The sequence below is a fragment of the Cupriavidus sp. FW306-01-F10A genome, from assembly GCF_058782785.1.
In genome coordinates, this window is record NZ_JBYSYA010000010.1 from 59,675 (window position 1) to 79,138 (window position 19,464).

Annotated in this window: 19 protein-coding genes; 16 read left to right on the top strand and 3 right to left on the bottom strand. The window is 66.7% G+C overall.

All coding sequences use genetic code 11. From position 1 onward, the window contains the following. Nucleotides 1-4 precede the first annotated feature (4 nt). The 4 genes from metH to AC3WLF_RS16300 all read left to right on the top strand — a co-directional run bounded on the left by metH (nucleotide 5) and on the right by AC3WLF_RS16300 (nucleotide 4,897). A complete protein-coding gene (gene metH / locus AC3WLF_RS16285) occupies nucleotides 5-2,752 on the top strand; it encodes a methionine synthase (protein ID WP_492352925.1) in 2,748 nt (915 codons plus the stop codon). A 263-nt stretch (nucleotides 2,753-3,015) separates the two neighbouring features. After that, complete coding sequence (locus tag AC3WLF_RS16290; protein WP_492358501.1) at nucleotides 3,016-3,486, top strand: hypothetical protein; 471 nt, start codon at nucleotides 3,016-3,018, stop codon at nucleotides 3,484-3,486. Nucleotides 3,487-3,811: 325 nt separating this feature from the next. Beyond that, the gene (locus AC3WLF_RS16295) at nucleotides 3,812-4,444 is read left to right on the top strand and encodes a response regulator (RefSeq protein WP_010812886.1); all 633 of its coding nucleotides are present in this window, start codon (nucleotides 3,812-3,814) and stop codon (nucleotides 4,442-4,444) included. A gap of 45 nt (nucleotides 4,445-4,489) precedes the next feature. After that, nucleotides 4,490-4,897: a response regulator gene (locus AC3WLF_RS16300; RefSeq protein WP_035820351.1), complete on the top strand. Its 408-nt coding sequence runs from the start codon at nucleotides 4,490-4,492 to the stop codon at nucleotides 4,895-4,897. 40 nt (nucleotides 4,898-4,937) lie between these two features. Here AC3WLF_RS16300 and AC3WLF_RS16305 read toward each other — a convergent pair whose 3' ends face one another. Beyond that, a complete protein-coding gene (locus AC3WLF_RS16305; protein WP_492320766.1) occupies nucleotides 4,938-6,341 on the bottom strand; it encodes a sensor histidine kinase in 1,404 nt (467 codons plus the stop codon). Nucleotides 6,342-6,624: 283 nt separating this feature from the next. Between AC3WLF_RS16305 and AC3WLF_RS16310 the strand changes: the two genes are divergently transcribed. Together AC3WLF_RS16310 and AC3WLF_RS16315 are read left to right on the top strand one after the other, a co-directional pair. Then, nucleotides 6,625-6,792 carry a DUF1328 domain-containing protein gene (locus tag AC3WLF_RS16310; RefSeq protein ID WP_010812883.1) on the top strand — a complete coding sequence of 56 codons (168 nt, stop codon included), beginning with the start codon at nucleotides 6,625-6,627 and terminating at the stop codon, nucleotides 6,790-6,792. A 52-nt stretch (nucleotides 6,793-6,844) separates the two neighbouring features. Further along, the gene (locus tag AC3WLF_RS16315) at nucleotides 6,845-7,273 is read left to right on the top strand and encodes a DUF883 family protein (protein WP_492320765.1); all 429 of its coding nucleotides are present in this window, start codon (nucleotides 6,845-6,847) and stop codon (nucleotides 7,271-7,273) included. 175 nt (nucleotides 7,274-7,448) lie between these two features. Here the strand turns inward: AC3WLF_RS16315 and AC3WLF_RS16320 are convergent, their stop codons facing one another. Further along, nucleotides 7,449-7,769, bottom strand: a complete 321-nt coding sequence (locus AC3WLF_RS16320; RefSeq protein WP_035820355.1) for a DUF1840 domain-containing protein — start codon at nucleotides 7,767-7,769, stop codon at nucleotides 7,449-7,451. 265 nt (nucleotides 7,770-8,034) lie between these two features. Here AC3WLF_RS16320 and argS point away from each other — a divergent pair, with 265 nt between their 5' ends. The 5 genes from argS to AC3WLF_RS16345 all read left to right on the top strand — a co-directional run bounded on the left by argS (nucleotide 8,035) and on the right by AC3WLF_RS16345 (nucleotide 13,205). Beyond that, nucleotides 8,035-9,822, top strand: coding sequence for an arginine--tRNA ligase (gene argS / locus AC3WLF_RS16325; protein ID WP_492358502.1), 1,788 nt, complete (start codon nucleotides 8,035-8,037; stop codon nucleotides 9,820-9,822). A gap of 114 nt (nucleotides 9,823-9,936) precedes the next feature. Next, entirely contained in the window at nucleotides 9,937-10,653 is a 717-nt protein-coding gene (locus AC3WLF_RS16330; protein ID WP_340527080.1) for an SPOR domain-containing protein, read from the top strand. Nucleotides 10,654-10,819: 166 nt separating this feature from the next. Next, nucleotides 10,820-11,455, top strand: coding sequence for a thiol:disulfide interchange protein DsbA/DsbL (locus AC3WLF_RS16335; protein WP_492352923.1), 636 nt, complete (start codon nucleotides 10,820-10,822; stop codon nucleotides 11,453-11,455). A 107-nt stretch (nucleotides 11,456-11,562) separates the two neighbouring features. After that, on the top strand, nucleotides 11,563-12,369 hold the full coding sequence (locus AC3WLF_RS16340) for an SDR family oxidoreductase (RefSeq protein ID WP_492320761.1): 807 nt from the start codon (nucleotides 11,563-11,565) through the stop codon (nucleotides 12,367-12,369). A gap of 2 nt (nucleotides 12,370-12,371) precedes the next feature. After that, nucleotides 12,372-13,205 carry a helical backbone metal receptor gene (locus AC3WLF_RS16345; protein WP_492358503.1) on the top strand — a complete coding sequence of 278 codons (834 nt, stop codon included), beginning with the start codon at nucleotides 12,372-12,374 and terminating at the stop codon, nucleotides 13,203-13,205. Between the two features lie 5 nt (nucleotides 13,206-13,210). Here AC3WLF_RS16345 and AC3WLF_RS16350 read toward each other — a convergent pair whose 3' ends face one another. After that, complete coding sequence (locus AC3WLF_RS16350; protein WP_492320759.1) at nucleotides 13,211-14,287, bottom strand: MBL fold metallo-hydrolase; 1,077 nt, start codon at nucleotides 14,285-14,287, stop codon at nucleotides 13,211-13,213. A 205-nt stretch (nucleotides 14,288-14,492) separates the two neighbouring features. On the opposite strand from AC3WLF_RS16350, the gene AC3WLF_RS16355 reads away from it, so the two are divergent. From AC3WLF_RS16355 to can, 5 genes are all read left to right on the top strand, one after another. Next, on the top strand, nucleotides 14,493-14,957 hold the full coding sequence (locus AC3WLF_RS16355) for a MerR family transcriptional regulator (protein ID WP_492320758.1): 465 nt from the start codon (nucleotides 14,493-14,495) through the stop codon (nucleotides 14,955-14,957). Between the two features lie 127 nt (nucleotides 14,958-15,084). Continuing rightward, entirely contained in the window at nucleotides 15,085-15,561 is a 477-nt protein-coding gene (locus AC3WLF_RS16360) for a PaaI family thioesterase (protein WP_492352921.1), read from the top strand. A gap of 64 nt (nucleotides 15,562-15,625) precedes the next feature. After that, nucleotides 15,626-16,807: an isovaleryl-CoA dehydrogenase gene (locus AC3WLF_RS16365; RefSeq protein WP_492320756.1), complete on the top strand. Its 1,182-nt coding sequence runs from the start codon at nucleotides 15,626-15,628 to the stop codon at nucleotides 16,805-16,807. A gap of 110 nt (nucleotides 16,808-16,917) precedes the next feature. Further along, on the top strand, nucleotides 16,918-18,753 hold the full coding sequence (aceK, locus tag AC3WLF_RS16370; RefSeq protein WP_492358504.1) for a bifunctional isocitrate dehydrogenase kinase/phosphatase: 1,836 nt from the start codon (nucleotides 16,918-16,920) through the stop codon (nucleotides 18,751-18,753). Beyond that, nucleotides 18,750-19,421 (top strand): carbonate dehydratase, encoded by a 672-nt coding sequence (gene can, locus AC3WLF_RS16375; RefSeq protein WP_492320754.1) that lies wholly within the window; start codon nucleotides 18,750-18,752, stop codon nucleotides 19,419-19,421. The genes aceK and can overlap by 4 nt, the downstream gene beginning before the upstream one ends. Nucleotides 19,422-19,464 lie beyond the last annotated feature (43 nt).

Genomic DNA, 19,464 nt, shown 5'->3' on the forward strand with positions numbered 1-19,464 from the left:
CAACATGAGCGACAACCAACTGCCCCCGCGCCCGATGCGCCTGTCCGGCCTCGAGCCCTTCACCATCGACGACGACACGCTGTTCGTCAACGTCGGCGAGCGCACCAACGTGACCGGCTCCAAGGCCTTCGCGCGCATGATCCTGAACGGTCAGTTCGACGAGGCGCTGGCGGTGGCCCGCCAGCAGGTCGAGAACGGCGCGCAGATCATCGACATCAACATGGACGAGGCCATGCTGGACTCGAAGGCCGCCATGGTTCGCTTCCTGAACCTGATCGCCTCCGAGCCGGACATTGCGCGCGTGCCGATCATGATCGACTCGTCCAAGTGGGAAGTGATCGAGGCCGGCCTGCAGTGCGTGCAGGGCAAGCCCGTGGTCAACTCGATCTCGCTCAAGGAGGGCGAGGAACAGTTCCGCCACCACGCCGCGCTGATCCGCCGCTATGGCGCCGCCTCGGTGGTGATGGCCTTCGACGAGAAAGGCCAGGCCGACACCTTCCAGCGCAAGACCGAGATCTGCAAGCGCAGCTACGACATCCTGGTCAATGAAGTCGGCTTCCCGCCGGAAGACATCATCTTCGACCCGAATATCTTCGCGGTCGCGACCGGCATCGAGGAGCACAATAACTACGCGGTGGACTTCATCGAGGCCACGCGCTGGATCAAGCAGAACCTGCCGTACGCCAAGGTCAGCGGCGGCGTGTCCAACGTGTCGTTCTCGTTCCGCGGCAACGACACGGTGCGCGAGGCGATCCACACCGTGTTCCTGTACCACGCCATCGGCGCGGGCATGGACATGGGCATCGTCAACGCCGGCCAGCTCGGCGTGTATGACCAGCTTGACCCAGAGCTGCGCGAGCGCGTGGAAGACGTGGTCCTGAACCGCCGCGAAGATTCCACCGACCGCCTGCTGGAGATCGCGGACCGCTTCAAGGGCGGCGGCGCGAAGAAGGAAGAAAACCTGGCCTGGCGCGGCACGCCCGAGCAGCCGGTGCCGGTGGGCGAGCGCCTGGCGCACGCACTGGTGCATGGCATCACCACCTTCATCGTCGAAGACACCGAAGAGGTCCGCCAGCAGGTCGAGGCGCGCGGCGGCCGCCCGATCGAGGTGATCGAAGGCCCGCTGATGGACGGCATGAACATCGTCGGCGACCTGTTCGGCGCGGGCAAGATGTTCCTGCCGCAGGTGGTCAAGAGCGCGCGCGTAATGAAGCAGGCGGTGGCGCACCTGCTGCCCTACATCGAGGAAGAGAAGCGCCTGCTGGCCGAGGCCGGCGGCGACGTCAAGGCGCGCGGCAAGATCGTGATCGCCACGGTGAAGGGCGACGTGCACGACATCGGCAAGAACATCGTGTCGGTGGTGCTCCAGTGCAATAACTTCGAAGTGGTCAACATGGGCGTGATGGTCCCGTGCAACGAGATCCTGGCCCGCGCCAAGGTCGAGGGCGCGGACATCGTCGGGCTGTCGGGCCTGATCACGCCGTCGCTTGAAGAGATGGCCTACGTGGCCTCGGAAATGCAGCGCGATGACTACTTCCGCGTGAAGAAGATCCCGCTGCTGATCGGCGGCGCCACCACCTCGCGTGTGCATACCGCGGTCAAGATCGCGCCCAACTACGAAGGCCCGGTGGTGTACGTGCCGGATGCCTCGCGCTCGGTCAGCGTGGCGTCGAGCCTGCTGTCGGATGAAGGCGCAACCAGGTACCTGGACGAGCTGAAGACTGACTACGACCGCATCCGCACCCAGCACGCCAACAAGAAGGCCACGCCGATGGTGACGCTGGCGCAGGCGCGCGCCAACAAGACCCCGATCGACTGGAGCAGCTACGTGCCGCCCAGGCCCAAGTTCATCGGCCGGCGCGTGTTCCGCAACTACGACCTGGCGGAACTGGCCAACTACATCGACTGGGGCCCGTTCTTCCAGACCTGGGACCTGGCCGGCAAATTCCCCGACATCCTCAACGACGAGATCGTCGGCGAGTCGGCGCGCAAGGTGTTCTCGGACGGCAAGGCCATGCTGTCGCGCCTGATCCAGGGCCGCTGGCTGACCGCCAACGGCGTGATCGCGCTGCTGCCGGCCAATACCGTCAACGATGACGATATCGAGATCTACACCGACGAGACCCGCAGCAAGGTCGCGCTGACCTGGCACAACCTGCGCCAGCAGAGCGAGCGCCCGGTGGTGGACGGCGTGCGCCGCCCCAACCGCTGCCTGGCGGATTTCGTCGCGCCCAAGGACAGCGGCATCGCCGACTATGTCGGCCTGTTTGCGGTTACCGCGGGCCTGGGCGTGGAGAAGAAGGAAGCCCAGTTCGAAGCCGACCATGACGACTACAGCGCGATCATGCTCAAGGCGCTGGCCGACCGCTTCGCCGAAGGCTTTGCCGAGTGCCTGCACGAACGCGTGCGCAAGGACCTGTGGGGCTATGACGCCGGCGAGCAGCTCAGCAACGAGCAGCTGATCGCCGAGTCGTACCGCGGCATCCGCCCGGCGCCTGGCTACCCGGCGTGCCCGGAGCACACCGTCAAGGGCCCGATGTTCGAGTTCCTCGACGCGGCCGAGATCGGCATGGGCATCACCGAGTCGCTGGCGATGACGCCGGCCGCCTCGGTGAGCGGCTTCTACCTGGCGCATCCGCAGTCGACCTACTTCTCCATCGGCAAGATCGGCCAGGACCAGCTCGACGACATGGCGGCGCGCCGCCACGAGGACCGCGCCACGCTGGAGCGCGCGCTGGCGCCCAACCTGTAACCGGGTGCGACGGCAGGGCGGCGGGGGCGGCGGCATGGCCCCGCCGCCAGCCCATTGATGCAGCAGGGAAAACCGCTGCAGGCGGGCGGCAAAGCCGTGCCGGGGCGGCGTGGCAGGCGCCTCACAACTCCTTACAGAGCCTTTCAACTCCTCACAGACCGGCGCAGCCCGGCTCCCTAGACTGAGGGCTCGATACACGCAATCACCAGCGTGATCACCGCGGCGAATGTTTCGCCGTGGGGCATCCTGAAAGGAGTCTGTCCATGAAGAAACTGCTGCTCTCCCTGTCCGCTCTGTCGATCGCTGCCGCTTCCTCGCTGGCCATGGCCCAAGGCACCGGCGTTTCCGTTGGCACGAAGGCCGATGTTGGCGCATCGGTGACCACACCCTCTCCCGCCGCTGCAGCGCAGGGTGGCCTGAACACTGCCGGCAGCGCCGCCACGGGTGCCGCAGGCGCGGCCGAAAAGGGTCTGTCGACCGCGGGCGCGGCCACCGAGAAGGGTCTGTCGGCAGCAGGCTCCGCCGCTGACAAGGGCCTGTCCACCGCCGGCGCGGCCGTCGACAAGGGGGTTGGCACCGCCGCCGACGCCACCGCCGGCGCCAAGGCAGACGCCGGCAGCAAGTCCAAGCGTGACAAGCATGACAAGCACGCCGCCAAGTCGACCAAGAAGGCCAAGACCGACGCGAGCGTGGGCGTCAGCGCCGGCGCCGACGCGGGTGCCAAGGCGCAGTAACGTGCCGCGCTGGTCCACAGTCACTGGCCACTAGCGACTAGCCTCAGCCTCATGCCGGTGCCGGCGGCGCCAGCGCCCTCCAGGAAGTTTCAGCACTGACGCGCCGCAGCAAAGCGGGACGGATCACCTCCGTCCCGCTTTGCGTTTGTGCGCGGCGAGCCGGCGCGCCATGTGCCGTGCACGCGTTCTGTCCGCGCATCATGTCAGCCTGACACCGACAGCCCGCGCCCGCGCGCGGCACTACAATGACAATCAACGCAAGCGGTTCCGCCTGCACCCGACTGCACCGGGCATGTGCCGGTCTGTTCAACCCAGTGGAGCCCACATGATCCGCATCCTGATCGCTGACGATCACGAGATTGTGCGTGCCGGGCTGCGCCAGTTCCTTTCCGAAGAGCCCGACATCCAGGTGACAGGCGAGGCCGGAAGCGGCGACCAGGTCATGGCGCAGCTGCGCGATGCCGAATTCGATGTGCTGGTGCTGGACATCTCGATGCCCGACCGCAACGGCATCGACGTGCTCAAGCTGATCCGCCAGCGCAAGCCCGAATTGCCGGTCCTGATCCTGTCGACCTACCCGGAAGACCAGTACGCGATCAACCTGATCCGTGCCGGCGCTTCTGGCTACCTGACCAAGGAAAGCGCCCCGGACGACCTGGTCAAGGCCATCCGCACGGTGGCCCAGGGCCGCCGCTACGTGAGCGCCACCGTGGCCGACCTGCTGATCGGCGGGCTCGACAAGCCGACCGAGCAGCCGGTGCACCAGATGCTGTCGGAGCGCGAGTTCCAGATATTCTGCAAGCTGTCGCGGGGGCAGTCGGTGTCGGTGATTGCCGACGAACTGTTTCTCAGCGTCAAGACCGTCAGTACCTATCGTTCCCGTATTCTCGAGAAAATGGGCATGAAGACCAACGCTGACCTGACCTATTACGCCATCAAGAACGGCCTGGTCGAATGACAGCCCGCGATGGGCCGCACCGGACGAGGACCAGCAATACATAACATGTCGGAGCAGGCTTCGAACACTTCCTACCGGGCGCTGAGCATACTGCTGATTGAAGACTCGGCGGTCCTGCGAGGCATGCTGCTCGAATACCTGAAGGATTTCCCTTTCATCGAGAACGTGGACTGGGCCGATACCGAAGCCATGGCCCTGCGGCTGCTCGCCGCCGGCAAGTACGATGTGGTCATCGTCGACCTGCAGCTGCGCCAGGGCAACGGCATCAATGTGCTGCGCGCGATGCAGCGCAACGGCACCGGCGCGGTGCGCATCGTCTACACCAACCACGCCCAGGTCAGCATGTACCGCCGCCAGTGCGCCGAGGCCGGCGCGGACTACTTCTTCGACAAGTCGCTCGAGCTCGAGCAGGTGTTCCGCGTGATCGAGGAGCACGCTGCGCCGGCGCCCTGAGCCGCGCCAGCCCATCACATTCCCTGCCTGCCGGTGCGCGTCAGGCGCGCGCCGGCTCCTGGTTTTCCGGCGCCTCTGCCGGCGCCAGCACCGCGTCCGTCAGCGGCACCTCGATGCGGATGCGCACGCCCGCCTGTGCCAGGGAATCGATCTGCATGCTGCCGCCCAGCGCGGTGACGCGCTGCTCCATGCCCAGCAGCCCGTGGTGGCCGGCGGTGCTGCCGGCGTCGAAGTCCGCCGGCAGGCCCTTGCCGTCGTCGCGCACGGTCAGCGTCAGCAGGTTGTCCTGGCAGGCCAGGCTGACATCGATGTGCCTGGCTTCAGAGTACTTGCTGGCATTGGTCAGCGATTCCTGCACGATCCGGTACAGCGCGATCGCGGCCTCGTCGCGCAGCGGCGGCAGGTCTTCCGGCACGCTGACATTGGTCTCCCAGTCATTGCGCGCCCCCACTTCCTCGACCAGCTGGCACACCGCCGCGCGCAGGCCCAGGTTCAGCAGCACCGTGGGGCGCAGGTCCTCGATCAGGCGGCGCTTGATCTGGATGCCCTGGTCCACGTGCAGCATCACACGCGTGAGGCGCTCGGCCGCCACCGGATGGTCCTCCTGCACCTTGCGGCGCACCCAGTGCAGGTCCAGCTTGATCGCGGTCAGGATGGCGCCCAGTTCGTCGTGCAGTTCGCGCGCCAGGCGTGTCTTTTCGTCCTCGGTCACGCGCTGCAGGTGGGCGGCCAGCGCCGACAGCTGGCGCGTGCGTGCGCGCACCTTGCGGTCCAGCCGCACGCTTTCCTCTTCCAGCTGGGTGCGCACCGCCTCGGCCATCGACAGGCGCTTGGCGTGGCCGACGCCCACCGCCATCATCAGGATGATGTTGATGGCGGTGAGCAGGCCGATGCCGTAGCGCGACAGCTGCACGTCGTTCTCGGCGCCTTCCAGCCGGTGCGAGACCGCGCCGGCCTCGCGCGCCTGCAGCTGGTCCAGGCCGCGGCGCGCGTTGTCCATGGTCTCTTTGCCGTAGTCGGTGCGGATCAGGTCCAGCGCCACTTCCAGGTCGCGCTTGCCGTAGACCAGCGTCAGCGCCATCTCGTTGAGCTTGCTGTTGATCAGCTTGGAGGTGTCGCTGAACTGTTTCAGGCCTTCGGGATCGTTGGCATAGCCGGCGCGGATCTGCGCCATCAGTTCGGCGATGCGCGGCAGGGCCTTGTAGTACGGCTCCAGGTAGCTTTCCTTGCCGGTCAGCAGGAAGCCGCGCTGGCCGGCCTCGGCATTGACCAGCTCGCCGTTGAGCGCGGCCAGCTCGGTCTGCACGCGCTGCGAGCGGATCACGTCGGTATAGCTTTCGCGCAGGCGGATATTGCCGGTTTCCGACGCCACCAGCACCGCCAGCGTCAGCAGGATGCCGCCCGCCAGCAGCAGCGTGTGGGGGAGAAAGGACTGCTTGAACATGGGCAATTCCTGTTTAGTGAAGGCGCGCCGCTCGCCCGCCGCAGCGCCAGGGAGCGCCCATGGAATCACATCGATCGCCATGGGTCAACCTTGAAGCGGGCCCGCGCGGGCCTTGTCCGGGTGCTTGTAGGACTCGGCTGACAGCGGAATCGGCTCGCTGTCAGTATTGGTGCGCGGGCTGGCTTTCTACGATGAGGCTATGAGCTTGCACCCCTTGGCGCAAGCCCTCACATGGGCCCGGCCAGTGCGCCTGGCCTGGTCCGATTGCTTCGGGAGCCTAGCCATGCTGCAATATGCACTCGTATTTTTCGTCATCGCCCTGATCGCCGCGATCTTCGGTTTCGGCGGAATTGCCGCCGGCGCCGTGGAAATCGCCAAGATCCTGTTCTTCATCTTCCTGGTCGTGGCGCTGGTCGCCGCGGTGATGGGCCTGGTCCGCAGGGGGCGATGACACCGGCCGCGAGCCGTTTCCCGCCACCGCCGACCGAAACTGAGGAGACCGTATGCTGACGCAGAACCCGAAAGTCAGGAAGGAACTGAACCACCTGTCCGACAGTGCCGACAGTGCCATCCGCCACATCAGGCATGCTGCGCGCGACACGCGCGATGCGGCAGCGCCGGTATCCGGCGAGGTCAAGGCGCTGATCGCCCAGCTGGAGCACACCATCGAAGTACTGGCGCGCGAGGGCTCTGCCGAGAGCGTGCGCGCCGGGCAGCGCCTGCGCGAGCGGGCCACCGACATGGCCCATCGGCTGCGCGCCCAGACCACCGACGGCATGATGCGCGCCCGCGAGCGCATGGATGGTGCGGTAGAGCACGCCCAGCACCGCGTGGCCGAGTCGCCGTTGAAGGCTGTGGCGATCGCGGCGGCCGTGGGGGCGCTGATCGGGCTGCTGCTGGCCAATGGCCGGCGCCATTCAGAGGAGGAGTAGGCCCGCCCCTAGCCACCAGACCGATACCAGGATCCGCCTGCCACACCTGGCGGGTCCTGCAAGGGATTCCCCCCTTTCCGGAACCCTCGTCCGGAAGCCCGGCAGCCCACTGCGGTGCCGGGCGTTTTTTTGGGCGCGCGGCGATCCGTGCCGCACGCAACTGTGCCTGTTTCCGTCACACCCCCCACATCACATTGGCGCCCTCACGCTGGGAGGCACGCAGCATGTCCAGGAACGGGTAGGCGCGCTGGCCCAGGTGCAGCGGTTCTTCCTCGTCTTCGTCGTTGCCGGTGTCCGCTTCGACGGCCGAGCTGGCGGGATGGGTCTTGGCATCGGCGACCGCGGCTTCCAGCTTGTGGATCGCGGTTGGAAGCTCTTCTACGGTGATCACCCCTCGTTCCCCGAGGCGCTTGCCGATGATGCCCAGCAGCGTCATCGCCAGATCCTTCATCATGATCAGGTCCTGCGCGGCGTGGGATTTGAAGGTGATCAGCATGATGTGTTTTCCTTTCACGGAGAGGCGGGGGGCGTTCCCGGGGGCGGGAAGTCTCGCTGATTTTGGGCCCGGATTGTGGCCCGGGGCCATCCTCGCGCATGATGTCAGCATAGCACCTGATAAAATTCGGCGTTCCCGATTCCAATGCCTGTCACGCGGCGCGGCGCGGCGTTCACTGTTCCTTTGCCGTCACTTGCCGCCTTCCGGGCGACGGCGCCGCCCAAGGCGGTGCCTGAATACCTTGCCCACAGGGCTTCCGACATCCATGCTGCCTGTTCAGACCTCCAATCTTGCCGCCGCGTTCACTGATGCGGTGCGCGCGCTCGCCCCGGCCGATGCCACCCTGCCCGCCGTCACCTTCGAGCGGCCCAAGGTGGCCGCCCACGGCGACCTTGCCTGCAACGTCGCCATGCAGGTCGCGCGCGCGCTCAAGAGCAACCCGCGCGAGCTGGCCCAGCGCATCGTCGATGCCGTGCAGGCCGACGCGCGCGCGCAGGGCCTGGTCCAGGCCATGGAGATTGCCGGCCCCGGCTTCATCAACCTGCGCCTGACCCCGGCCGCCAAGGCCGACGTGCTGCGCGCGGTGCTGGCCGAGGGCGACCACTACGGCGCGCGCGAGCGCGGCGTGCACGGCCAGGTGCTGGTGGAGTTCGTCTCGGCCAACCCGACCGGCCCGCTGCACGTCGGCCATGGCCGCCAGGCGGCACTGGGCGACGCGCTGGCCAACCTGCTGTCGTGGCAGGGCTGGCACGTGCACCGCGAGTTCTACTACAACGACGCCGGCGTGCAGATCCAGACCCTGGCGCTGTCGGTGCAGGCGCGCGCGCGCGGCCTCAAGCCCGGCGACGCCAGCTGGCCCGAGGCCGCCTACAACGGCGACTACATCGCCGACATCGCCGCCGACTTCCTGGCCGGCAAGACCGTCAGCGCTTCTGACGGCGAGCCCGTGACCGCGTCGGGCAACGTCGAGGACATCGACTCGATCCGCAAGTTTGCCGTCACCTACCTGCGCAACGAGCAGGACATCGACCTGCAGGCCTTCGGCGTCAAGTTCGACCGCTATTACCTGGAGTCGTCGCTGTACAGCGACGGCCGCGTCGAAGCCGCGGTGCAGTCGCTGGTCGGCAAGGGCAAGACCTACGAGAGCGAGGGCGCGCTGTGGCTGCGCACCACCGACGACGGCGACGACAAGGACCGCGTGATGAAGAAGAGCGACGGCACCTATACGTACTTCGTGCCGGACGTCGCTTACCACACCACCAAGTGGGAGCGCGGCTTCACCAAGGTCATCAACGTGCAGGGCAGCGACCACCACGGCACCATCGCACGCGTGCGCGCCGGCCTGCAGGGCCTGGACATGGGCATCCCGCAGGGCTACCCCGACTACGTGCTGCACAAGATGGTCACCGTGATGAAGAACGGCGAGGAGGTCAAGATCTCCAAGCGCGCCGGCTCCTATGTCACCGTGCGCGACCTGATCGAATGGTCCAACGGCGGCGACGAGACCATCCGCGGCTGCCTGGATACCGGCGTGGCCGACTGGCCGCAGCACTTCACCCGCGGCCGCGACGCGGTGCGCTTCTTCCTGCTGTCGCGCAAGGCCGATACCGAGTTCGTGTTCGATGTCGACCTGGCGCTCAAGCAGAACGACGAGAACCCGGTGTACTACGTGCAGTACGCCCACGCCCGCATCTGCTCGATCTTCGAGTCGTGGGGCGGCGCGGACTGGGAAGCCCGCCTGGCCGAGCTGGCCGGCGCCGACCTGTCCGCCGTGACCGGACCCGAAGCCAGCGCCCAGGCGCAGGCGCTGGGCCGCCGTCTGGCCGAGTTCCCGGACATGCTGTCGGGCGCCGCCGCCGAGCTGGCGCCGCATGCGGTCGCCTTCTACCTGCGCGACCTGGCCGGCGACTTCCACGCCTTCTACAACGCCGACCGCGTGCTGGTTGACGACGAGGCCGTCAAGCGCGCCCGGCTGGCGCTGCTGGCCGCCACGCGCCAGGTGCTGCGCAATGGCCTGGCGGTGATCGGCGTGTCCGCCCCGCGCCGCATGTAAGCAGGCGTCCGGCGCCCCCCGCGGGGGTACGGGGCCATCCGGCCCCGGGGACGATGCCAGTGCTGCCGTTGGCGGCGCTGGCCCTATAATCCCGGCATCACCGAAGAGGACTTCATGCAACAGCAACGCAAGCGCGAGTCGCGCCATGTCCGCCGCAACCAGCAACGCGGCGGTACGTTCCTGGGCCTGGTGCTCGGGCTGATCGTCGGGCTGGCCATCGCCGTGGTGGTCGCCCTGTACATCACCAAGTCGCCGACCCCGTTCCAGCAGAAGAGTGCCCCGCGCCCGAGCGAGCCGGGCAATGTCACCAGCCAGCTGCCGCCGCCGGCCCAGCGCGCCGACGAGGGCCCGAGCGACCCCAACAAGCCGCTGTGGAGCAAGACCCCGGCCAAGCCGGTGGGCCAGGCGCCCGAGCCGGAACCGAAGCAGAACGGCCAGAACGGCCAGCAACCCCCGGTGGCCGTCGCCCGTCCGGCCGAGAAGCCGGTGGAAAAGCCCGTGGAGAAGCCGGCTGACAAGCCTGTCGCCAGCAAGCCGGCCGAGAAGCCGGTGGCCGACCCGATCGCCGAGATCGCCCAGGCCGATGCCAACAAGGTGGGCTACCTGCTGCAGGTGGGCGCGTTCCGCTCATCGGACGACGCCGACCGCCAGAAGGCCAACCTGGCGATGCAGGGCTTCGAAGCCCGGATCACCGAACGCGATGTCAACGGCGTCAAGATGTACCGGGTGCGCCTGGGGCCGTTCAACCGCATCGAAGACATGAACAAGGCACGCGACCGGCTGCAGTCGTCCGGCTTCGAGGCCTCGGTGATCCGCTTCACCAAGCAGTAAGCCGGACCGCAGGGTCAGGCGTTATTCCGGTCGTGTCCGGCGGCACTGGCAGTAATCGCCGGTAACCGCCGCAACACGTTGTCACCAGAAGCAGCCGGCGTTTCGCTGAACCGGACGCCGCCGCCGCTGTCATACGCTCATCGTCCAACCGCAAGGCCGCACCAAGATGAAAAAACTCGCCGCACTGTTCGCCATGTTCGCCGCCGTGGGCGGCCTGCTGATGTCCGCCCCGTCCCGGGCGGCGCCCGCCGAGGGCAAGGAATACCAGGTCCTGAAGGCGGCCCAGCCGGTCGCTGCGGGCAAGATCGAGGTGACCGAGTTCTTCTGGTACGGCTGCCCGCACTGCTACGATTTCGAGCCGGACCTGGAAGCCTGGGTCAAGAAGCAGGGCGGCAACGTGGTCTTCAAGCGCGTGCCGGTCGCGTTCCGTGACGACCTGCTGCCGCACACCAAGATCTTCTATGCGCTGGAAGCCATCGGCAAGCTCGACGCCATGCACAACAAGGTCTTCAACGCCATCCACGTGGACCGCAAGCGCATGACGGACCCCAACGAGATCGCCGAATTCATGGCCAAGAACGGCGTGGACCGCAAGGCCTTCCTGGATGCCTACAACTCGTTCACGGTGACCACCAACTCGCAGCGCGCCAACAAGATCGCCGACGCCTACAAGATCGACGGCGTGCCGACCGTGGTGGTGCAGGGCAAGTACGTGACCTCGCCGTCGATTGCCGGCAACAAGCAGGGCGCGATCCAGACCATGGATTACCTGGTGGATCAGGTTAAGGCGAAGAAGATGTAATCTGCTGGCGACCTTCGCAAGCCGAGGGTTATCCAACACCTGTAGCAAGCCAAACGGCTGGTATCCTGTACCAGCCGTTTTTTATTTCAGACTGCAACCCTGCCTTCATGCGTCCCCTCAAAGTCTTCCTCACCGGCGCCTCCAGCGGCCTGGGCCAGGCTCTCGCGCGCGAATACGCGTCGCAAGGCGCCATCCTCGGGCTGGTGGCGCGCCGCGAGGACGCGCTGCGCGAGTTTGTCGCCACGCTGCCCAACCCGGGCGCGGTGCGCGTCTACGGCGCCGATGTGCGCGATGCCGACGCCATGGCGCGTGCCGCTGAAGACTTCGTCGGCCATTTCGGCTGCCCGGACGTGGTGATCGCCAATGCCGGGGTCTCGGTCGGCACCGTCGCCAGCGAGCGCGAGGACCTCGACGCCTTCCGCCAGGTGATGGATACCAACTGGTTTGGCGTGCTGACCACCTTCCAGCCGTTCATGCATGCGATGCAGGCGCGCGAGCCCGGCCACTTCGGGCGCCGCGGCACGCTGGTGGGCATTGCCAGCGTCGCCGGCGTGCGCGGGCTGCCGGGCGCGGGCGCCTACAGCGCGTCCAAGTCGGCGGTGATCAAGCTGCTGGAAAGCCTGCGGCTGGAGCAGCGCGCGCACGGCATCCGCGTGGTCACGATCGCGCCCGGCTATATCCGCACGCCGATGACCGCGCACAACCCGTACCGCATGCCGTTCCTGACCGATGCCGACGTGTTCGCGCGCAAGGCCGTGCGGGTAATCGCGGCAGGACGGCGGTTCCGCGTGATTCCGTGGCCGATGGGCGTGGTGGCGGCGCTGCTGCACGTGATGCCGCGCTGGCTCTACGATGCGCTGGCCGCGGGCGCGCCGCGCAAGCCGCGGCGCGCCGACCCGCCGCAGGAGCCCTGACCATGTGGCGCGACGCCATCGGCCAGCAGCATGCCGCCGCCAGCGGGGTGGTGCGGATCGCGTCGCTGGTGCCGTCGGTGACGGAGTTGCTGTTCGCGCTCGGGATGGCCCGGCAGATGGTGGCGCGCACCGGCTTCTGCATCCACCCGGAACCGGCCGTGCGCGCGGTGCCCAAGGTGGGCGGCACCAAGGACGTGAACGTGGCGCGGCTGCGCGAGCTGGCGCCCACGCACGTGGTGGTCAATATCGATGAGAACCGGCGCGAGACCGTGGACGAGATCCGCGCATTCGTGCCCAATGTCATCGTCACCCATCCGTGCGCGCCGGAAGACAACCTGGGGCTGTACCAGCTGCTGGGCGGGATCTTCGGCTGCCACGCCGAGGCCGAGGCGCTGTGCATGGCGCTGCAGGTGCAGCTGGACGCGATCCGAGTGCGCCCGTGGCCGGCGCGCCGCGTGCTGTATGCGATCTGGCAGGACCCGTGGATGACGGTGTCGCGCGATACCTATATCAGCCGCATGCTGGCATTGGCCAACTGGCACACCTGGCCCGAGGGCAGTGCCGCATTGCAGGCCTGCGCGGGCGGCGACTGCAGCCGCCCCAACGCGCCCGGCGAGCGCTATCCCACCTTCCGCTGGAGTGACGCGCTGGTGCGCGAGCTCGACCTGGTGCTGCTGTCGACCGAGCCCTACCGCTTCACCGAAGACCACGCCGACGCGCTCGAGCGCCAGCTTGGCAAGCCGGTGCTGCTGGTCGACGGCGAGATGCTGTCCTGGTACGGCAGCCGCGCCGTCGACGGGGTGCGCTACCTGGCGGCGCTGGCGGCCGCCAACTAAGCCAGTCAGGCCGCGCGGAAGCGGATCACGCCGTCGTCGCCGGTTTCCCGCGCCAGCTCGCCGCGGTGCCACAGGCAGTGCAGGTGGGCCAGCGACTCGCCCATGGCGAAGGTCATCTGGTGGATGTCGAACTGGCGCTTGAAGATCACGCTGACGATGTCGTGCGCGCTGCAGGCCTTCTCGCCGCAGGCTTCGAGCGTTTCGGCGAGGCGGTCGGCATGGTGCTCGCGCAGCTGCATGATGCGGGTATGCAGGTTGCGGAAGGGGCGGCCATGCGAGGGCAGGATCAGCACGTCCTGCGGCAGCGGTTCGTACTTGCCGAGCGAATCCAGGTAGAGCTGCAGCGAATTGCCTTCGGGCTCCATGTCGAACACGCTGACATTGGTCGAGATGCGCGGCAGCACCATGTCGCCGGAGATCAGCACATTGGTGGCGGCGTTGTACAGCGCCACGTGCTCGGGCGAATGGCCGAAGCCGGTGATCACGCGCCAGGCCGAGGTCGCCGCATCGGTGCCGATCCGCACCGTGTCGCCCTCCATCATGCGGCGGTACTGCGCCGGCAGGTCCGGCACCAGCGACGGGTAGTAGGTCTTGCGCGCGCGCAGCTTTTCCTGGCTGTCGGCATCGGTCAGGCCGTGCAGCGCGAAGTGCGCGGCGGCGGCGTCGCCGCCCGCGCTGGAGCCGGCACCGGTGCCGCTGCCCATCACGCGCGCGCTCATGTAGTCGCCCAGGCTCATCCACAGCCGCACGCCGAAGCGCTTGCACAGCCAGTGCGCCAGGCCGACATGGTCGGGGTGGCTGTGCGTCACCAGCACGCGCACCACTGGCAGGCCTTCCAGCTCATTGGCGAAGATGGTTTCCCAGTGGCCCTTGATGATGTCGTTGGTGATGCCGCAGTCGATGATGGTCCAGCCGTCGCGGCCGTCCAGGCGGTCGCGCAGCAGCCACAGGTTGATATGGTCGAGCGCGAACGGCAGCGGCATGCGCAGCCAGTAGACGCCGGGGGCGACTTCCTGCTTGGAGCCGGGCTCGGGCATGGTATCGCCGAACGGGTATTGGAGCTGGTGTTCGAGTGCGTTCATGAGGAGTCTCGTGGTCGAAGCCTGGCGCGGGGCGCGGGCTTTCTCGTTCTGCCGGCACGCCAAGCATCGAGCAGGGGCGTGCAAGCACCGGTTGCCAGCCGATCTGGTTGACGCTAACGTAAACGTCAATCATACGGGTTCGTTTCCATCTTAAGCGAAAACTTGACTTCACAACGAACGACCGTTCACTTTCTTTGGGCAGGCTATGTCAGCGACGCCAGCGGCGGCTTCCGCCACTTACACCATCACCGACCTTGCGCGTGAATTCGACATCACGCCCCGGGCCATCCGTTTCTACGAGGACCAGGGCCTGCTGTCGCCGGAGCGCGAAGGGCCGGGCGGGCGCAAGCGTGTCTACAACGGCCGTGAACGGACCCGGCTGAAACTGACGCTGCGCGGCAAGAGGTTGGGGCTTACTCTCAATGAGATCCGCGAGATCCTTGACCTCTACGAGTCACCACGCGACACAGCCCCGCAGCTGGAGCGCTTTCTGCACTCGCTCGCGGCGCACCGGCGCACACTGGAGCGGCAGATGGAAGACCTGCAGGCACAACTGGCCGAGATCGACCAGCATGAGCGCCAGTGCAGGGCCTTGCTGGCCGCCCAGACCGGCAAGCAGCAGCCGGCCACGGAAGGCGGCGATGCGCCGGCCCGGACCTCGGCCGCCTGAAGCGCCACTTCCACCGGCATCCGTGCCGGATGGGATTGACGTTTACGTAAACGTCAATAGAATACCCGGACAGCGCGCGCAGCCTGTTGCTGCCGGCGACCCAACGTTTTCACACCGGAACTCCGCCATGACGTCATCCAACGCCAGTGCCGTACCCGCTGAACCAGGATCGCTGTCCGCCGCGCGCGCCGACGCCATCGCCACCAGCTTTTCCCGCCAGGGGCTGATGGCCACCTTTGGCGCGACCCTGCGGCGGGTGGAGCGCGGCGAGGTCGAGCTGGCGATGCCGTGGTCCGACGGCGTGACCCAGCAGCACGGCTTCTTCCACGGCGGTGCGGTGGGCGCGCTGGCCGACAGCGCCTGCGGCTATGCCGCGCTCACGATGGTGGGCGAAGATGAGGCGGGCCTGACCGCCGAGTACAAGATCAACCTGCTGTCCCCCGCCCAGGGCGAACGCCTGGTGGCGGTGGGGCGGGTCCTCAAGCCCGGGCGCACGCTGATCGTGGCGCAGGGCGATGTCTATGTCGAGCAGGACGGCCGCCGCAAGCAGGTGGCCACCATGCTGATGACGCTGTGCGTGGTCAAGACTCTGGGCCACGTCTGAACTGACGGCTCCGGCCATCCATCCGGAACCCGACACACATACCGATTCCAAACAGGAGACCATCATGACCGAACTGCCAGGCCTGAAATTCGATCTGGGCGAAGACATCGAGATGCTGCGCAACTCCGTGCGCGACTGGGCCCAGGCCGAGCTGGCCCCGCGCGCCGCCGAGATCGACCGCACCGACCAGTTCCCGATGGACGCCTGGAAGAAGATGGGCGACCTGGGCGTGCTGGGCATCACCGTGGCCGAGGAATACGGCGGCGCCAATATGGGCTACCTGGCGCACATGATCGCGATGGAAGAGATCAGCCGCGCCTCGGCGTCGGTGGGCCTGTCCTACGGCGCGCACTCCAACCTGTGCGTGAACCAGATCCACCGCAACGGCACCGCCGCGCAGAAGGCCAGGTACCTGCCCAAGCTGGTCTCGGGCGAATGGATCGGCGCGCTCGCCATGAGTGAGCCCAATGCCGGCTCCGACGTGGTCAGCATGAAGCTGCGCGCCGAGCTCAAGGGCGACCGCTACGTGCTCAACGGCACCAAGATGTGGATCACCAACGGCCCCGACTGCGATGTGCTGGTGGTCTACGCCAAGACCGAGCCCGAGCTGGGCGCGCGCGGCATGACCGCCTTTATCGTCGAGAAGGGCATGAAGGGCTTCTCGGTGGCGCAGAAGCTGGACAAGCTGGGCATGCGCGGCTCCCACACCGGCGAACTGGTGTTCCAGGACGTGGAAGTGCCGGTCGAGAACATCCTGGGCGCCGAGAACGGCGGCGCCAAGGTGCTGATGAGCGGGCTGGACTATGAGCGCGCGGTGCTGTCCGGCGGACCGGTCGGGATCATGCAGGCGTGCATGGACGTGGTCACCCCGTATATCCACGACCGCAAGCAGTTTGGCCAGAGCATCGGCGAATTCCAGCTGATCCAGGGCAAGGTGGCCGATATGTACACCACGCTGCAGGCGGCGCGCAGCTACCTGTACACGGTCGGCAAGAACCTGGACGCGCTGGGCAGCGGCCATGTGCGCCAGGTGCGCAAGGACTGCGCCGCGGTGATCCTGTACACCGCCGAGAAGGCCACCTGGATGGCGGGCGAGACCGTGCAGATCCTGGGCGGCAACGGCTATATCAACGAATACCCGGCCGGCCGCCTGTGGCGCGACGCCAAGCTGTACGAGATCGGCGCCGGCACCTCGGAAATCCGCCGCATGCTGATCGGCCGCGAGCTGTTCGCCGAGACCATGTAAAGCGCAAGGGGGCGCCGAAATCACCCGGAGCCCCCGCCCGAACCCCATTACAATCTCAGTACCCGTCGCAAGACCTCTCGCCGCACTTTCTCCCCGGCCCCCGTCGACCCATGTCCCACTTCCCCAAACTGCTCTCTTCGCAGATTGCCTTCGATGTGGCGAGAACGATGCTCGACGGGTTCGACAAACATTACCGCCTGTTCCGCGAGGTCAGCCACCAGGCCAAGCTGAAGTTCGAGGCCGGCGACTGGCACGGGCTGCAGCAGATCCAGCGCGACCGCATTGCGTTCTACAACGAGCGCGTGCGCGAATCGAGCGTGATCCTGGAAGACGAGTACGACGCCGAGAACATCGAGGACGAGATCTGGCAGCAGATCAAGCTGCACTACATCGGCCTCCTGACCAACCACCACCAGCCCGAGCTGGCCGAGACCTTCTTCAATTCGGTCTGCACGCGCATCCTGCACCGCTCGTACTTCAACAACGATTTCATCTTCGTGCGCCCGGCGATCTCGACCGAGTACATCGAGAACGAGGAATCGCCCACGCGCCCGACCTTCCGCGCCTACTACCCGGGCAGCCGCGAGGGTATGGCCGCGTGCTTCGAGCGTATCGTGCACAACTTCCAGCTGGAGTCCCCGTTCGAGGACCTGCAGCGCGACATCGGCTACGTGGTGCGAGCGGTCAGCGAGCATTTCGGCGACCTGCGCATCGCGCCGAATTTCCAGGTACATACGCTGTCGTCGCTGTTCTTCCGCAACAAGTCGGCCTTCATCATCGGCCGTATCCTGAACGGCGACCGCACTTTCCCGCTGGCGATCCCGATCGTGCATGGCCCCGGCGGCAAGCTGGCGCTGGACACGGTGCTGCTGAAGAAGGAACAGCTGCTGATCCTGTTCTCGTTCACGCACTCCTATTTCATGGTCGACATGGAGATCCCGTCGGCCTACGTGACCTTCCTGCGCGACATCATGCCGCGCAAGCCGCGCGCCGAGATCTATACCTCGCTGGGCCTGCAGAAGCAGGGCAAGAACCTGTTCTACCGCGACTTCCTGCACCACCTGCAGCATTCGTCGGACAAGTTCATCGTTGCACCCGGCATCCGCGGGCTGGTGATGCTGGTGTTCACGCTGCCGTCGTACCCCTACGTGTTCAAGGTCATCAAGGACTTTTTCCCGGCGCCCAAGGAAACCACGCGCGAGCTGGTCAAGTCCAAGTACCAGCTGGTCAAGCAGCACGACCGCGTCGGCCGCATGGCCGATACGCTGGAGTACTCCGACGTGGCCTTCCCGCTCTCGCGCTTCGACGAGGCGCTGGTGCGCGAGTTCGAGCAGCACGCGCCGACGATGATCGAATACCAGCGCGGCAAGGACGGCGGCGAAGAGATCGTGGTGCGCCACGTCTATATCGAACGCCGCATGACGCCGCTGAACATCTACCTGACGGAGGGCACTGACGAGCAGGTCGAGCACGGCGTGATCGAATACGGCAACGCCGTCAAGGAGCTGATCGCAGCGAACATCTTCCCGGGAGACATGCTGTACAAGAACTTCGGCGTCACGCGCCACGGGCGCGTGGTGTTCTATGACTACGACGAGATCGAGTACCTGACCGACTGCAACATCCGCCACGTGCCGCAGCCGCGCAACGAGGAAGAGGAGATGTCGGGCGAGGTCTGGTACACGGTGCGTCCGCACGATATCTTTCCCGAGACCTTCCGCACCTTCCTGCTGGGCGACACGCGCGTGCGCGCGGCGTTCCTGCGCCATCATGCGGATTTTTTCGAACCTGCCATGTGGCAGAGCCATAAGGACCGGCTGCTGGCCGGACATGTTCATGACTTCTTTGCCTATCACAGTTCAGAGCGATTCATTTACCGCTACGGCGAAGCCGGCGGCGCGCAGGGCGCCGTTGCCGATCCTGGTCCCGCAAGGAGGGTCGCATGACTGACGCCATCGCCCAGCTGTTCCGCAACAACCGCGAGTGGGTTGACCGGGTCAACGCCGAGGACCCCACCTTTTTCATGCGCCTGGCCAACCAGCAGGCGCCCGAGTACCTGTGGATCGGCTGCTCCGATTCGCGCGTGCCGGCCAACCAGATCCTGGGCCTGGCCCCGGGCGAGGTGTTCGTCCACCGCAATATCGCCAACGTGATCGCGCACAGCGACCTGAACGCGCTGTCGGTGATCCAGTTCGCGGTAGAGGTGCTCAAGGTGCGCCATATCACCGTGGTGGGCCACTACGGCTGCGGCGGTGTCAAGGTCGCGCTCAAGCGCGAGCGCATCGGCCTGGCCGACAACTGGCTGCGCCATGTGCGCGACGTGGCTGACAAGCACGAGGCCTATCTCGGCACGCTGCTGCGCGAGGACGACGCCCATACCCGGCTGTGCGAGCTCAATGTGATCGAGCAGGTCAACAACGTCTGCCAGACCACCGTGATCCAGGACGCCTGGACCCGCGGCCAGGCCGTGACCGTGCATGGCTGGGTCTACGGCGTGTCCGACGGCCTGCTGCGCGACCTGGGCATGGCCGCCAGCAACAACGACGAACTGCATGAGCAGCTGGCCGCGGCCTACCGCCAGTACGGCGACCCGCCGCAGGCGTCGATCCGCTGACCGGACGCACCCGACACACCGCTTCTTCATACACCGATCCAGG